The sequence below is a fragment of the Maribacter sp. 2-571 genome (genome assembly GCF_050589625.1).
Lineage (GTDB): Bacteria > Bacteroidota > Bacteroidia > Flavobacteriales > Flavobacteriaceae > Pelagihabitans.
Map to the genome: position 1 here is coordinate 15,147 of NZ_JBNGOP010000005.1, position 14,446 is coordinate 29,592.

Here is a 14,446-nt window from a genome sequence, read left to right on the forward strand (position 1 = left end):
CGCTATGTATCAAAGAACAATTGCAAAAAAACATAAGGACGCACATGCTCACGATCATGAGCACAGGGTATGGAGCCGAAGGTCTTTTCTACAAGCACTGGGAATAGGGTCTACCGGGAGTTTGATGTTGGCCGGTAGCCAGTTGAGCGCCTCATCGGTATCCCCCTTGGCAATGGCATTGAACAAATCCGATAACGACAATGTTTTAGTACTCATCCGTTTGGCGGGTGGTAACGACGGATTGAACACCATAGTGCCGGTATACGGTTTTGATACCTATGCCGGAGCCAGACCATCCATTTATCACAAGCAACGCGATCTTATCGCTTTGGACAACGATTTTGCGATGCCCAATTATATGCAACCATTGGAATCGATGTGGGGCGACGGAATGATGAAGGTCGTGCACGGGGTGGGGTACGAAGGGCAAAACCTTTCCCATTTCAAGTCCTCGGACATTTGGGCGACCGCCAACACCGATTATGGCGCTGCTTTGAACCAAGGTTGGTTGGGAAGGTATTTCAACGAAAATTATCAGGATTTTTTATTTGCTCCTCCTGAAAATCCATTGGCGATTCAAATTGGTAGCATAGGAAATCTCATCTTTAGCGATGAGGATGCGCAGTTCGCTTTTTTGGTATCGAACCCGGACCAATTGGAGAGTATTGCCAAAAACGGGACTCAGTTCAACGTAAACGATTTGGACCTTAGTTGCAAGTCCGGGCAACAACAGGAGTTTTTGAGGGCGACCTCCAATTCCACCTACATTTATTCCGAGGTGATCAGCAATGCCTATACAGCTGCTTCCAATAAGGTGGAGTACACAAAAAATAAAATAGCGGACCAGTTGGCGATCATCGCCAGATTGATCAAAGGAAATTTGGGAACCAAAGTGTATATGGTAACCTTGACCGGTTTTGATACGCATGCGAATCAGCCCGAACGACATTCGGAACTCATGGGAGATCTTTCCAAGGCCGTAAAGGATTTTTATACCGATCTGGAAGAAACGGGGCATCATGAAAAAGTATTGGGCATGACGTTTTCCGAGTTTGGGCGACGGTTTTTCGAAAACGGTTCGAACGGAACTGATCATGGGGCCGCTTCGCCCACCATGTTCTTCGGTCCTGCTTTGAACGGCAATGGATTTGTTGGGGAACATCCCGATATTGACAATTTGGATAGAAATAAAAATTTACAGAGTACGACCGATTTTAGAAGTCTGTATGCCTCGGTGCTATCGCAATGGCTCTGTATCGACCAGCCAAGCGTCGACAGTGCCCTTTCGGGTAGTTTTGATACGTTGGACCTTGGCTTTTCCTGCGGAGCGGAGGCCGTTGTGCCCACGCCGATGGAAGAAGTTCCGGGGGAAACACAGGACGGTTTTACGCATATGGCCCTTTATAGTGCGGAAGGAAAACCTTCCATTGCGCTGAACGTCGATAAAGCCCAACATGTCGATATTCAACTTTACAATATCTTGGGACAGCGCATAGGGACGATCAAAAACAGCTTTATGACGGAAGGCTCCTATACCTTCGATATAGACGAATCCCTTTTGGACGAAACGCTTACCGCGGGAGAATACATCTATCGGGTGACTACGGCCGCCGGTGCTTCCAGTAAAATCATATTAGTAAAGTAAAAAGTGCTTCAACGCCTTCCAGTTATGACAATCAAACGACTTTTTATTCCATTAGTGCTACTGATCACCGCATCGGGACTTTACGCGCAGCGCATCGTTTTTCCAGGTCAGGACCATCTTACCCCTTTCCTTAACGACCCTTCCAGGATTGGGGACGATGACCGTGTTTCGCTTACCGGCGCCTTGCAGGTGTCCGATTCGGAACGGAAACAAACCACGCAATACATATTTGCACAGTTACCGGTGTATGATAACATTGCTTTTGGGGTAGACTTTTTTCAAGATCGTTTTGATTATTTTTCGTATTCCACGGCAATGTTGAGCACTGCCATACGGTTTGACCTTGGTGCGGAGGACCATCACCTTAAATTAGGGCTGTCCGGAGGTGTCGAATCCAAACAACAGGAGCGTATCCCCCCGGGCCAAGTGCCCGACGATGTCGATTTTGTTCCCAATATCAATGGGTCGAACAGGGAATTTACCTTTCGCGGTGGGCTTCACTACAAAATCAGAAATTTCATGATGGGCGGTTTTTATAATCGCCTGCCGATCCAAAGACTTCCTTTGGTGTCGGGGTCAGATCCTTTTTTGGCGTATCGTATAGAAGAGGGGTTCACGGCCTACGCGCAGTACGGTGTTTGGATTTCCACCACATCCCGTATCACCCCAATTTTTAGGTATCTCAGTTATTTGGACGATGCCATTTACGAAGGGGCACTTCGTTTTGATTATAAGAACAAGATACGGGCCAGTATTTCCTACAAAAATGAGTACAGTATCAATCCGGCACTCCAGGTATATCTTTTTGATGCCCTGTACGTCGGGTATTCCTACGAGTCCGCTTTGGAAGAAAATGTTTTTGAAGATGTACATGCCTTGAGCCTGTCGTATCGTTTCAAGAAACGTGCGGGTGAAGACGGTCCAGAATGGGAGAAAAACGCTAGGGAAACCTCAAATAAAATCGCGGAAATAGCCCCGGAAAAAAAGAAAGCGCCAAAACCCAAGAAAAAGAAGGAAGAAACAATCGTACCGGATAAAAAAGAGACGCCCGCATTTGCGGTAGAGGAACCGAAAAAGGACCCTGTGGCACCAGTGGTAGCCAAGGGAACTCCAAAAGTTACCGAAACAAAGCCCGAAACGGAAGTGGCGGTCGTTCCCGAACCGAAGAAGAAACGAACCCGTACCATAGACCGTACGGTAGATGAAAATAGCAAGCTGTTAAAGCCAGGTTATTATGTGGTCATCGGTAGCTTTGCGAGTATGGCGGAAGCGGAAAAGGCCCAGGCCCGATTTAAGGAAAAAGAATACTACACCATTATTGGAAAGAAAGGTATCGATAGCCGTTATTACCTGATTGTGGATACCGATACCGATAAAGTGGAGGCGGGCAAGCGATTGCGTGCGCACCAGCTGGATCGAAACTTTAGCAAGCCTTGGCTGCTCACCGTAGAGTAACCGCTGCCGCTGTGTTTCGTATTGGAGGTCATTCTTTTTTCCGACCCTGCGCGCCGTTGGCGACGATGGTTTTGGCCAATGCCTTTAAATCGATTCCGATTACGGATTTGTTTACCGCTATCACCGTTTCCTTTAAATCGGTAGGCAGTTCATCATAGCCGATTTTTGCGCCGAGGATCATTCCCGCCAGTGCGGCCACCGTATCGTTGTCCCTCCCGTAGTTGATAATAAACTGCATGGTCGCATTAAAATCGCCCTGCCCAAACTGGAGGGCGGTAATCAGTATTTGCCATATTTCACCGGCATGAAAGGCAATGGAGCGTTGCTCCTTCTCCAAAAAACGATAGACCATTTCCTGTTTCACCCATTGGCGATAGGTTCCGGGAAAACCATCGGGCATGTTGTAGTTTAAACTATCTTTTATGATAAGGGAATCGATCAACGGCATATTTTCTATGGCCAAAACGGTATTCATGGCCCCATTGGCGATACCTTGCGAGATACGGCCCACCAAGCGGCTGTCGTTATATCCGTAAGGGTCTACAAACGATACGGTGGCAATGATCGAATCCATAGCTGTTGTACGTAAGGCCATATGCGTCATCGATGCCACCAATCCGGAAATGTCTTTCGCGTACCCCAGGTCAAAAAGGGCGTGTTCATATCCTCTTTCATATGCCGTTTTTGGAGTGGCCGCTACCAATCCGAACATGGGCGTATACAATTGCCCTGCACAGGACATTTCGCCCCCATAAAACCGATTGAGGGCTTGTTGATAGGCTTCCGGTCCCGCTTCGTAGGCCATTGCTACCCGAGCCCACTCCTTTATCCATTCCATTCGTTTTATACGTTCGTCAAGAACATCGGTGCGGTCCATTGTTTCGGAGGCCGTCAAGGTTTTTACGATCGTTTTGTAACGGTCCCCGATAAAACGGGCGAACTGTTTTGGGTTCTGTTGCGCTTGGGGCCGGTCAAGATAGTGGGCCATTAGATGCTTCCATCGTGTATCGTCCGTAGTACCGCCACCGATAAGGTTATGGCCCCATGGGCCTTCCGGGGATTGGGTGCGTATCACCGGGTCGAGCCCTTGAACATATCCATATTTTAACCTGATATCGTTTCGATGCCACATTTCGGTAGGGGCGCCCATGGCATCCCCGATGGCGGAGCCCACCAATGCCCCCAGCACGGCGTTGTAATAGGTACTGTCGGGAAGCACTAGCGAATCTTCTGAAAACCCTATTTTTTGGGGACTGCCAAGGTCGATTTTTGCTTCTTTTTCCGAATGTCCGCAGGCGAACAGCAGGGTCACTATCAAAAGAAAAGATACCTTTTTCATTGGAGTATCATTTTATGGGCCAGTTCAAGAAGGCGTTCTTTTTCCGTTAAGGTACGTTTCATGGGCAGTTGTGCAAGTCCGATAATACGTCTCATGATCTCGATACCGGCCACTCTGCGCACCAGTGCAACATCGAGCTGCTTTGCATACTCGTTTAGAACAAGTTCCATAAGTGCTTGTTTTCCGAAGATCAGGATGCTATGGGCGACCATTACCCCTACATCGAATTCGGGAAATCCAACAAAACTAAATTCCGGGTCGATAACATAGGGACGCTCTCCCTTGCGCATCCAACTTCCGGGATAATAGTCGCCATGCAATAGTACCGTACCTTTTGCGAGGTATTTTGCTCCGATTTCTTTAATCGTTTTGGCGAGTTCGGTGTCCCTTTTAAACGGTTCGGAAAGAAGCTGTAACCCGGGTTGAACGCTGTCCAGCGCAAAGCCGTTCTCTTCCAAAAATGGCAATACAAAAATATGCTGATGGTTGAGTTCCCGAAGTATGGTGTTGGCGGGAAAATCGTCGGCAACTTCTGTTTGATGGATTTTTGATAACAGCCGTGCCAATTCTCGAAAGAGTTGCAGGTCTCCATTGTGTTGGTCGTAGGAAGCGGTCATGTCTTCACAATCGCCAAGGTCTTGGAGCATGATCAGGTAATCTTCCGGGGCGTACTGGAGTACTGTTGGAAAGTAGCGGGCCGTGGTGCCCTGTTGCATGTTCCGGTAAAACAATTGTTCTACCGCGATACGTTCCAAAGGGGCTTGGATGTCTTGATACTTCTGTACAAAAGGTCGGGATTGTTTTAAAATAAAGGTCCTTTCGTTGGTGTGGACGCGCAATACCACGTTCATGTTTCCTTCTCCCGGCTTCGTGATACGGACTACTTTTTCCGCAGGACCGATCCATCGGTTATCCCACAGGTAGGCCGTTATGCTGTAGGGAGGGCTGTTGAGGTCGAATAGGTTCAAAAAGGAATGGTTGCAGGGTTATTGAAATGGCTACCGCGGTCACTTTACCAAGGGGTCGTTGAAAAACCACCCTTTAATGCAAAGCCATCCTCATTGTAGCTCATAGCTAAATATACATTATTTTTAGAGGTCCAAGAGCCTTCTGTGGTAATTGATCTGTCCCAAATGATAGGTCAAATGCGTGGTCAGGTGCATCAAAAAATAGCCGGTCGTCATCGGTTTTTCAAATACGACCAACGGGTATTCCCGATCGAGTGCAGTTTCGTCCAATCGCTCTAAGGTTTCATCTACGGTATGCTTTAACGTCTTTATTTGCGCTAAAAGGTCGGTCGTTGAAACCGGTTTTCCATCAAATTCAAGCTCCCGCCGCCGCACATAGCCCGTATCCCCAAGTTCGGCCCCGATGAAGGCGTTCATATTGCCAAGAAGATGCTTGCAAAGCGTACCCCCCGAGTTGGAGATCTGTGCAGTTATTTCCCAAAGTTTTTTTTCATTTGTATAGGCGGCGATTTCTTGGTAAAGCCTATCCAAGTCTCTATTGAACAGTATTTTTAAGGTGGTTTTTAACATGGCTATTTGACCCCGGTTTTCTTAAAATCTAACTAAAAAGAATAAATAGTTGGTTAAAGGTAGCATTCTTAAAACCAAAAAACCCCGCTTTTGCGGGGATTTCTTGTGGTACCTCCAGCCCCGACGCTTCGGGGGAACCAGGGCTATTTTTGTTTTTTTGATAAAATATCGTCCAAGATCGTTGGATCGTTGCACACCTTTTCGATAAATTTTCTGCTCTTCATTCTTTTGATGAACCTTTCAAGGAAGACCGCGGGCCGTTTGGAACCGCATTCTTTGGACAACACAATTTTCCAGTCGTCCGCCGCTTTCGTAAACCCCTTTTTAAAATGGTGTTGGTTGTGCAGGCGCAGCCTATTATCAAGCTCCGGTGTTTCGCCGACGTAATATCTGTCGGCCTTTTTGCTGTAAAGGATATAAAGGTAATGCATCTCAAAAACCAAAAATCCCCGCGAAAAGCGGGGATTTCTTGTGGTACCTCCAGGAATCGAACCAGGGACACACGGATTTTCAGTCCGTTGCTCTACCAACTGAGCTAAGGTACCTTACCATACTATATTTTCCTTCCACTTTCTATTGCTTTTCGCGATACCTCCTTGAAAGGGGTGCAAATATAATTTCAAATTTGCGATATCCAAACAAAAAAGTAAAAAAAGCGGAGGGTGGTATTTTTCAATTTATAATCTTTGCAGTATGAATTTGATCATCGATGTGGGAAACACCCTGGTAAAGTACGCCGTTTTTAAACGGAACGAGCTCGTACATCGCCAAGAAACGCCCCTAGGGACAATCGTGGAAACGGTGAAAAAAATCTGTGAGGAACACCCAAGGATAGAATGGGCGATCTTGGCCAGTGTAAATGTCCTAGCACCTAAAACGGTAACCTTGTTGTCCGTATACTGCCGGTTACATCAGTTGAGTCCCGCTACCAAAACCCCTTTTAAGAATTCCTATGCCACTCCCGGTACCTTGGGGGCCGACCGAGTGGCCTTGGCGACCGCTGCTTTTTACTACAACCCCAATGGGAACACATTGGTCGTGGATGCGGGGACCTGTGTTACCTATGATATGGTGAACGACTACGGTGAATATTTGGGCGGGGCCATTTCACCCGGATTGCAAATGCGGTATCGTGCCTTGCATACCCAAACGGCGCGCTTGCCCTTGTTGGAGCCAATGGAGATTCCCGATTTTATCGGTAACGCCACCGAGAATAGCATCCATAGCGGAGTTTTGAACGGACTTTGCCATGAAATAGATGGTTTCGTTTTACAGTATAAAAGTCGTTTTTCAGATTTAACAGTAATTTTAACAGGCGGCAATGCTCAATTTTTGTCAAAACGATTAAAAAATACCATATTTGCGGATTCCAATTTTCTCCTATCCGGGTTGAATCATTTACTGGAATACAACAAGCATTAAATGGTAAAAAAAATTGTGATTGCTGTAGTATGTCTCGCAGCTACAGGACTTTGTGCGCAAAACGGCACGGTTTCCCCTTATTCCTTTTTTGGTATTGGCGACCCAAGATCTTTTGGTACCGTTGAAAATCAAATGATGGGTTCTTTAGGGGTGTACGGTGACAGTATCCATATCAACTTACAGAACCCTGCGGCCTATAGCAAGTTAAAGGTCTCACTGAACGATGGCTTAGGGCTCGCGGTATATGCCGCGGGAATATCCAACCGGCAAGTAGAAATAGAAAGTTTTACCGAAAGCGCACGCAGCGCTACCACTAATTTGGATTATCTGTCGCTAGGTTTTGGCTTGGGCAATGGTCTGGGTGTCGGTTTTGGTATCGCGCCCTACTCATCGGTGGGCTATAATCTCTTGACCGAAAGTAACGATGGTAGCGTACTCAACTTGTTTACGGGAGAAGGCGGGTTAAATCGGGTCTATCTATCCGTGGGATATGAGCTTTTTGAGAATTTCAGCATCGGTGCCACTTCGAATTTTAATTTTGGAAAGCTGGAAAGTCAGCGGGTACAGAGCATACAGGACGTTCAATTTGGAACTAGGGACGAACGGACCTCCAGGGTAAACGGATTGGACTTTAATTTTGCGGCCTACTACACGCCTAAGGTGAACGACAAACATCGGTTGTTCGTTTCCGCCAGAGTGAACACTCAGGCGAACCTAACTTCTGAAAATACTAGGCGATTAGGGTCCTTTTTAAGTTCGATAGACCAAGAGATTGAGGCTTTTGATGTGGATTTGGCAGCGGAAGGGCTGCTACGGACCGATTTGAAAATTCCCGCTACCACTACTATGGGTGTCGGTTACGGGGAAGATAAAAAATGGTTTTTGGGTGCGGAGTACAGTTTTCAGCAATTTGGTGATTTTTCCAACGAATTTTTAGATGTTGAAAACGTGGGCTATAGCGATGCCAGTTCCATTTCGTTCGGGGGCTTTATCGTTCCCGATTACGACGCCTTTAACGGTTATTTGAAGCGGGTGACCTACCGTGCGGGAGTTCGTTATGATAAAACAGGTTTGGTCGTAAGCGATAGGGACATCAATAACTTTGGCATAACTTTTGGAGTTGGTCTACCGCTAGGGCGAGGGCAGTACTCCAATTTGAACCTTGGTTTCGAACTGGGAAGAAGGGGTACTACCGCCAATGACCTGGTTGAAGAGAGTTATTTAAAAATCAATATCGGCTTCTCTTTCAACGACCTTTGGTTTCAGAAAAGAAAGATAAATTAAATAAAATTATTACATTAACCATTTAAAACCGAACAGATGAAAACGAAAATTTACTTCACGGCGATGTTAGTTTTGGGGATTATGGGCATCGGTAACGCTCAGGCAGCCAACGCGGAGTGTACTACAAACCTTTCCATATTCGTAGAACATGCCAAAGTCAAAAACTATGATGCGGCGTATAAGCCATGGAAAATGGTATACGATGAATGTCCCGAATTAAACTGGGCGACCTTCGTTTACGGAGAACGTATTCTTAAGGACAAGATCAAAAAATCCAGTGGTGCCGAAAAAGAAGGTTTCATAACCGATTTTCTGGAATTGACCGACAATAGTATGAAGTACTTCCCTAAAAAAGCCAAAATGGCCGAAGGGGAAATCGATAAAGTACTCATGAAGTACGACAACAAAATGATTTCGACCAGTGAAATCTATGCTGCCTTGGATCATGCTTTTAAGGAAGATCGGGAAAACTTCACCAACCCAAAGGCACTTTATCTTTATTTCTCCAGTCTTGTAGATTTGAACGCCACCGGTGAGAAAGAATTACAGGAAGTGTTCGATGTATACGATGACGTTACCGAAAAGATCGAAGAAGAAAATAAAAAATTCACCGATCGGATTGCAAAATTGTTGCCGAAGGAAGAAGAGGGCACGTTGACCTCCAAAGAGAAAAAGCGGTTAAAGTCCTATAACAGCTACTCGGAAAACTACGGTAAGATCAGCGGTAGTATCGATACCAAATTAGGCCAATTGGCCGAGTGCGACAACCTTATTCCGTTGTATCAGAAGAGCTTTGAAGAAAAGAAGGGCGACGTAAAGTGGGTAAAGCGAGCGGTGAGCCGAATGTTCCAAAAAGAATGTATCGACGACCCATTATTTGTAAAATTAGTTGAAGAGCAAAAGAACCTAGATCCATCTGCTGATATTTATTTGTATTTAGGACAACTTAAATTAAAATCAGGAGACACTAAAGGTGCGGTGGCCGACTTTAACAAGGCGTTGGAATTAGAAACCGATTCCTATAAAAAATCGAACATAGCTTACAAGGTAGCGACCATTTACCGAAGAGGCAGTAAATCTACGGCACGTTCTTATGCGCAAAAGGCGATAAATGCCAATGCGGCGAACGGAAAGGCGTATTTGTTGATCGCCAATTTATATGCTACCAGCGCCAATGCCTGTGGGAAAACATCCTTTGAAAAGCGCGCCATTTATTGGAAAGCGGCCGAAATGGCCAGAAAGGCCGGTAGGGTAGATCCCTCGTTGAGCGGTCGCGCCAGCACATCGGCTACAAGCTACGCCGCTAAGGCCCCTACCAAGGAAATGATTTTTACCGAAGGCATGGCAGGGAAGACCGTAACCTTCAGTTGTTGGGTAGGCGGCAGCGTAAAAGTGCCCAGTTTATAAAATGTCGAAAACAAAAACATATGTTAAAAGCATCGTCATAGGAATTATGGCGGTGCTTTTTTTTTCCTGTAAGGACAAATACGAGCGCGTAGGCGAAGAGGCCATTCCACAAGTGTTTCCGCAAGGGATCGCCGAAAATTTTGAGCTTACCTACACCGAAACCCTGGAAAGCCTTAAAATTGAGGATACCGATTCCTCAAAGGTAATCGCGGTATTGACCAGTCCCCTAAGTAAAAATTTTGACAATTTGGAGTTCCCTTACCGTACCTTTCCGGACGGATTAAAAGTGGTTCTTTTCGATAGCCAGGGAAATAGGAACACCATAGTATCGGACTACGGCATTATCTATGCCGCCACGAATATTATCGATTTACAGGGAAACGTTGTGGTCATTACCCACGACGGTAAAAAACTGGAGGCGCCACAATTGTATTACGATCAGGACAACGAATGGATTTTTACCCAGGAAAAATTTACCTTTACCAATCCCGAGGATGGAACCATTATGGATGGGGAGGGAATGGATTTTAATAAGGACTTAAGTTTTTTCAACGCGCATAGGACCTACGGGCTTATGACGATTAAAGAAGAGAAAGAATGATTAAAATTTTACGGTATACGGAATACGTTTATTTGGTGGTGGCGGTTTTTGCTGCCTATCGGGTATTTACCGATTGGAACATTGACCGCAATAATGCGTATCTCTTTTTGTTTTTTGCGGTGGTCTCCATCGGTATGTTTTTCTTTCGAAGAAGCTTCCGACAAAAATTTGAGCGACGTAATCGCGAAAACCAACAATAGTTTTGGAAACCGCATTGGTCATTATTGTATTGTCCCTGTTGTTTTCCGCATTTTTTTCGGGAATGGAGATTGCCTTTATCTCCGCCAACAAAATCCATATTGAAATAGAGAAAAAGCAAGAGGGCTTTTTGGCAAAGGTACTTACGCGCCTCACCCGAAAACCGTCTAAGTTTATCGCCACCATGTTGATCGGTAACAACATTGCCTTGGTCATATATGGCTTGTACATGGGCGATATGTTGGTGGATATGTTTCAAGGGATGCGTTCCGACAATGCTATGTTACATTGGCTGCTGACCGACTTCAGTTTGTTGACACAAACGGTCATTTCTACCCTAGTGATTCTTTTAACGGCCGAATTTCTTCCCAAGGTATTGTTCCAAATCTATTCGAACACCTTATTGCGTATTTTGGCGGTACCGGCCTATCTCTTTTATGTGCTGTTCTCCTTTCTTTCCGATTTTGTTATCAAGGTTTCCGATGTTATTTTAAAGGTATTCTTTAAAACTGAGGGCGACGAGGTGCAATTGGCATTTAGCAAAATGGAACTTGGGGACTATATTACCGAACAAATGGAAACCGTTGAGGAAGAAGATGAGATAGATAGCGAAATACAGATTTTTCAGAATGCCCTGGAATTTGCCGAGGTCAAGGCACGGGAAGTTATGGTTCCCAGAACGGAGATAACCGCGGTAGAGCTGCACGAATCCCCCAAGAATTTGGCAAAGCTCTTTTCGGAAACCGGCTATTCCAAAATATTGATATATAAGGATACCATAGACGATATTATTGGCTACGTGCATTCTTACGAACTTTTCAAAAAGCCAAAAACCATAAAAAGCATTCTGCTGCCGGTAGAGTTCGTTCCCGAAACCATGTTGATCCACGATATTTTGAACATCTTGGTAAAAAAACGAAAGAGCATGGCCGTTGTGCTCGACGAGTATGGGGGCACCTCCGGAATAATGACCGTCGAGGACATCATTGAAGAGCTTTTCGGTGAAATAGAGGACGAGCACGATACTACCGATTTGATAGAGGAGCGGTTAAGCGAGAACACGTTTAAGCTGTCCGCCCGTTTGGAGGTCGATTATTTGAACGAAACCTATAAGTGGGAACTTCCCGAAAGTGACGAATACGAAACCCTTGGGGGATTGATCGTAAACGAAACCGGCGAAATACCTGAAAAGGACTCCGAAATCAAAATACCTCCCTTTGCCTTTACCGTTCTTGAAGTGTCCAACACCAAAATAGATTTGGTGGCGATGGAAATTATTGAAAAAGAGTAAGGGTTCCCACCTTTTTTTGATGCTGTTTTTCAATTGTAAACCCCGTAAAACTTAAAACTTTAGGCTTTAATAATTGAAAAGAAAATAGTATTTTCGCCAACTGATTTTAAACATACCCCGTCATGGCGATTTTAGAGAATATTCGAAAGCGTACCACCATATTGATTTTGATCATTGGGTTGGCGCTTTTTGCATTTGTAATTTCAGGAGTTTTTACCAGCAGTGGTTTTGGTGGTGAAAAGGTAGGGTCAACCGTGGCCGAAATAAATGGGGAAGAAGTCTCCATTGACGAATTTCGCCAGCAGGTAGAAACGGTGCAGCGGAGCTCGCCCCCGGGCACCTCTTCCATGCAGATCGTGAACCGGGTATGGGACCAACAGGTACGTAACAGTATTTTGGAGGAACAGTTTCAGGATTTGGGCGTTTCCATAGAGCAGGACCAAATTTTAAATTTCTTAAAAACATCGGGTTATGCACAAAGCCCCGAATTCCAAAATGCCGAGAGTGTTTTTGATGAAAATGTATTCCGTAACGCGGTCGCCAATTGGAGGGACAACGAGCCGGGCCGATATGATCTTTGGTTGCAGACCGAAAAACAGATCATTCAACAAGCCAAAGAGCAAACCTATTTTAACCTGATCAAGTCGGGAGTTGGCGCTACATTAAAGGAAGGCGAATTCGAGTATCGGTTGGCCAATGAAAAAATGGACCTCAAATATGTTCGGGTTCCCTACACCTCCATTCCGGACAGTAGCATTACCATCAATAAAAGTGAGATACAGGCCTACATAGAGGAGCATAAGGACGATTTCAAACAGGAAGAGGCAAGGGACATACAGTTCGTTTATTTTGAGGAAAAACCTTCGGATGCCGATGTAAATGCAGTTAAGGACGAGGTACTCAAATTAATGGACGACAGTATCGAATATAGTGAGCTTACCGGTTTGACCGATACCGTGGCCGGTTTTCGAAACACGACCAACATAGCCGACTTTTTGGATCGGAAGTCCGATATAAAGTTCGATAGCATTTATAAAGAAAAGAAGGCCTTGCCACAATTGTTCGCCGATACGCTAATGACCTTGGCCGTAGGGGAAACTTATGGTCCCTATCGGGATGGAGATTTTTTTAAGGTAACGAAAATGACCGGTAGAAAGCCCAACGGTAGCGTTAAGGCAAGCCATATCCTTATCACTTACGAAGGCGCCGAAAGAGCGAAGCCCGAAATCAAAAGAACAAAGGAAGAAGCTGAGGAAAAGGCAAAGGAACTTTTGATCGAAGCTAAAAAAACGGACGTAAAGTTTGTGGAATTGGCAAGGGACAATTCTGACGGACCTTCTGCACCGAACGGAGGGGACCTTGGTTATTTTAAAGAAGGGGTAATGACCCCTAAGTTCAACGATTTTGCCTTTGATAATGCCGTAGGTACCATCGGATTGGTGGAAACCGATTTTGGTTTTCATATTGTAAAGGTCGACGACAAGCGTGATCTGGTACAGATAGCTACTTTGGCAAGGGAAGTGGAACCTTCCGAAGAAACCATCAACAAATTGTTTACCGATGCTACCAACTTTGAGTTGGAGGCAATTGCAAGCGATACGCCTTTCTCCGACTTTGCAAAAGAGAAAGAATACACGGTACGGCCAGTGAACAAGGTAAAGGCAATGGACGAAAACCTACCGGGACTCGATGCACAGCGCAATATCGTACAATGGGCGTTCAATCCTGAAACGGGCTTGGGCGACATCAAGCGTTTTAACATCAATAGCGGATATGCCGTAGTGCAATTGACCAACAAGTTCGATGAAGGGTTGATGACCGTTGAAGATGCTTCGGCTACCGTGCTTCCCAAATTAAGGAAAGAAAGAAAAGCGGCCCAGATTATCAGCGCTAACAAAGGAAAGTCCATGGAGGACATCGCAAAGGACAATAACCTCACGGTATCCAATGCAACCGCGGTTACGGTAAAATCGCCTACTATTCCGGGAGCCGGACAAGAACCAAGTGTGGTCGGTACCGCATTCGCGATGAAAGAAGGGGAGACCTCTTCCTTGTTGGAAGGGAGCTCGGGAGTGTTTATGGTGACCGTTGCAAAACGGGAAGCGCCGATAAAACTGGACAACTATAGTACCTATGCCAATACCTTGCGAAATTCAAGTTCGGGAAAGGTAAATACCGCAGTCGTGGAGGCCTTAAAGGAAAAAGCGGAAATCACCGACAAGCGTAGTACCTTTTACTAAGGAACGAAAGCCTAACACCAGAAATG

At 45.5% G+C, this 14,446-nt stretch carries 13 protein-coding genes and 1 tRNA gene; 9 read left to right on the plus strand and 5 right to left on the minus strand.

The window, feature by feature from the left end; translation table 11 throughout:
- Positions 1-4: 4 nt before the first annotated feature.
- Together ACRD7P_RS05205 and ACRD7P_RS05210 are read left to right on the plus strand one after the other, a co-directional pair.
- Positions 5-1,645, plus strand: a complete 1,641-nt coding sequence (locus ACRD7P_RS05205) for a DUF1501 domain-containing protein (RefSeq protein ID WP_430906457.1) — start codon at positions 5-7, stop codon at positions 1,643-1,645.
- A gap of 24 nt (positions 1,646-1,669) precedes the next feature.
- The gene (locus tag ACRD7P_RS05210; RefSeq protein WP_430906458.1) at positions 1,670-3,100 is read left to right on the plus strand and encodes a PorP/SprF family type IX secretion system membrane protein; all 1,431 of its coding nucleotides are present in this window, start codon (positions 1,670-1,672) and stop codon (positions 3,098-3,100) included.
- Positions 3,101-3,128: 28 nt separating this feature from the next.
- On the opposite strand, the gene ACRD7P_RS05215 is transcribed toward ACRD7P_RS05210, so the two are convergent.
- The 5 genes from ACRD7P_RS05215 to ACRD7P_RS05235 all read right to left on the minus strand — a co-directional run bounded on the left by ACRD7P_RS05215 (position 3,129) and on the right by ACRD7P_RS05235 (position 6,522).
- The gene (locus tag ACRD7P_RS05215) at positions 3,129-4,439 is read right to left on the minus strand and encodes an ADP-ribosylglycohydrolase family protein (protein ID WP_430906459.1); all 1,311 of its coding nucleotides are present in this window, start codon (positions 4,437-4,439) and stop codon (positions 3,129-3,131) included.
- Positions 4,436-5,407 carry a phosphotransferase gene (locus ACRD7P_RS05220; protein WP_430906460.1) on the minus strand — a complete coding sequence of 324 codons (972 nt, stop codon included), beginning with the start codon at positions 5,405-5,407 and terminating at the stop codon, positions 4,436-4,438. The genes ACRD7P_RS05215 and ACRD7P_RS05220 overlap by 4 nt, the downstream gene beginning before the upstream one ends.
- Before the next feature lie 123 nt (positions 5,408-5,530).
- The gene (locus tag ACRD7P_RS05225) at positions 5,531-5,977 is read right to left on the minus strand and encodes a DinB family protein (protein WP_430906461.1); all 447 of its coding nucleotides are present in this window, start codon (positions 5,975-5,977) and stop codon (positions 5,531-5,533) included.
- A gap of 143 nt (positions 5,978-6,120) precedes the next feature.
- Complete coding sequence (locus ACRD7P_RS05230; RefSeq protein WP_430906462.1) at positions 6,121-6,408, minus strand: GIY-YIG nuclease family protein; 288 nt, start codon at positions 6,406-6,408, stop codon at positions 6,121-6,123.
- A gap of 41 nt (positions 6,409-6,449) precedes the next feature.
- Positions 6,450-6,522: transfer RNA gene (locus ACRD7P_RS05235), tRNA-Phe, on the minus strand.
- A 148-nt stretch (positions 6,523-6,670) separates the two neighbouring features.
- On the opposite strand from ACRD7P_RS05235, the gene ACRD7P_RS05240 reads away from it, so the two are divergent.
- From ACRD7P_RS05240 to ACRD7P_RS05270, 7 genes are all read left to right on the plus strand, one after another.
- Positions 6,671-7,399, plus strand: a complete 729-nt coding sequence (locus ACRD7P_RS05240) for a type III pantothenate kinase (protein WP_430906463.1) — start codon at positions 6,671-6,673, stop codon at positions 7,397-7,399.
- Complete coding sequence (locus tag ACRD7P_RS05245; protein WP_430906464.1) at positions 7,400-8,683, plus strand: hypothetical protein; 1,284 nt, start codon at positions 7,400-7,402, stop codon at positions 8,681-8,683. It abuts the gene before it with no gap.
- 36 nt (positions 8,684-8,719) lie between these two features.
- A complete protein-coding gene (locus ACRD7P_RS05250) occupies positions 8,720-10,090 on the plus strand; it encodes a tetratricopeptide repeat protein (protein ID WP_430906465.1) in 1,371 nt (456 codons plus the stop codon).
- A gap of 1 nt (position 10,091) precedes the next feature.
- On the plus strand, positions 10,092-10,691 hold the full coding sequence (gene lptC / locus ACRD7P_RS05255) for an LPS export ABC transporter periplasmic protein LptC (protein WP_430906466.1): 600 nt from the start codon (positions 10,092-10,094) through the stop codon (positions 10,689-10,691).
- Entirely contained in the window at positions 10,688-10,891 is a 204-nt protein-coding gene (locus tag ACRD7P_RS05260; RefSeq protein ID WP_430906468.1) for a hypothetical protein, read from the plus strand. Before lptC ends, ACRD7P_RS05260 begins: the two co-directional genes overlap by 4 nt.
- Positions 10,892-10,953: 62 nt before the next feature.
- Positions 10,954-12,180: a hemolysin family protein gene (locus ACRD7P_RS05265; protein ID WP_430906613.1), complete on the plus strand. Its 1,227-nt coding sequence runs from the start codon at positions 10,954-10,956 to the stop codon at positions 12,178-12,180.
- A gap of 122 nt (positions 12,181-12,302) precedes the next feature.
- Entirely contained in the window at positions 12,303-14,420 is a 2,118-nt protein-coding gene (locus ACRD7P_RS05270; protein ID WP_430906469.1) for a peptidylprolyl isomerase, read from the plus strand.
- Positions 14,421-14,446: the final 26 nt, after the last annotated feature.

What these genes read in the sequence shown, in the direction of transcription:
- ACRD7P_RS05250 (WP_430906465.1), top strand. Translation starts at nt 8,720, where the DNA reads ATGAAAACGAAAATTTACTTCACGGCGATGTTAGTTTTGGGGATTATG.
- ACRD7P_RS05205 (WP_430906457.1), top strand. Translation starts at nt 5, where the DNA reads ATGTATCAAAGAACAATTGCAAAAAAACATAAGGACGCACATGCTCAC.
- ACRD7P_RS05225 (WP_430906461.1), bottom strand. Translation starts at nt 5,977, where the DNA reads ATGTTAAAAACCACCTTAAAAATACTGTTCAATAGAGACTTGGATAGG.
- ACRD7P_RS05265 (WP_430906613.1), top strand. Translation starts at nt 10,954, where the DNA reads ATGGAGATTGCCTTTATCTCCGCCAACAAAATCCATATTGAAATAGAG.
- ACRD7P_RS05245 (WP_430906464.1), top strand. Translation starts at nt 7,400, where the DNA reads ATGGTAAAAAAAATTGTGATTGCTGTAGTATGTCTCGCAGCTACAGGA.
- ACRD7P_RS05260 (WP_430906468.1), top strand. Translation starts at nt 10,688, where the DNA reads ATGATTAAAATTTTACGGTATACGGAATACGTTTATTTGGTGGTGGCG.
- ACRD7P_RS05240 (WP_430906463.1), top strand. Translation starts at nt 6,671, where the DNA reads ATGAATTTGATCATCGATGTGGGAAACACCCTGGTAAAGTACGCCGTT.
- ACRD7P_RS05210 (WP_430906458.1), top strand. Translation starts at nt 1,670, where the DNA reads ATGACAATCAAACGACTTTTTATTCCATTAGTGCTACTGATCACCGCA.
- ACRD7P_RS05215 (WP_430906459.1), bottom strand. Translation starts at nt 4,439, where the DNA reads ATGAAAAAGGTATCTTTTCTTTTGATAGTGACCCTGCTGTTCGCCTGC.
- ACRD7P_RS05230 (WP_430906462.1), bottom strand. Translation starts at nt 6,408, where the DNA reads ATGCATTACCTTTATATCCTTTACAGCAAAAAGGCCGACAGATATTAC.
- ACRD7P_RS05270 (WP_430906469.1), top strand. Translation starts at nt 12,303, where the DNA reads ATGGCGATTTTAGAGAATATTCGAAAGCGTACCACCATATTGATTTTG.
- lptC (WP_430906466.1), top strand. Translation starts at nt 10,092, where the DNA reads ATGTCGAAAACAAAAACATATGTTAAAAGCATCGTCATAGGAATTATG.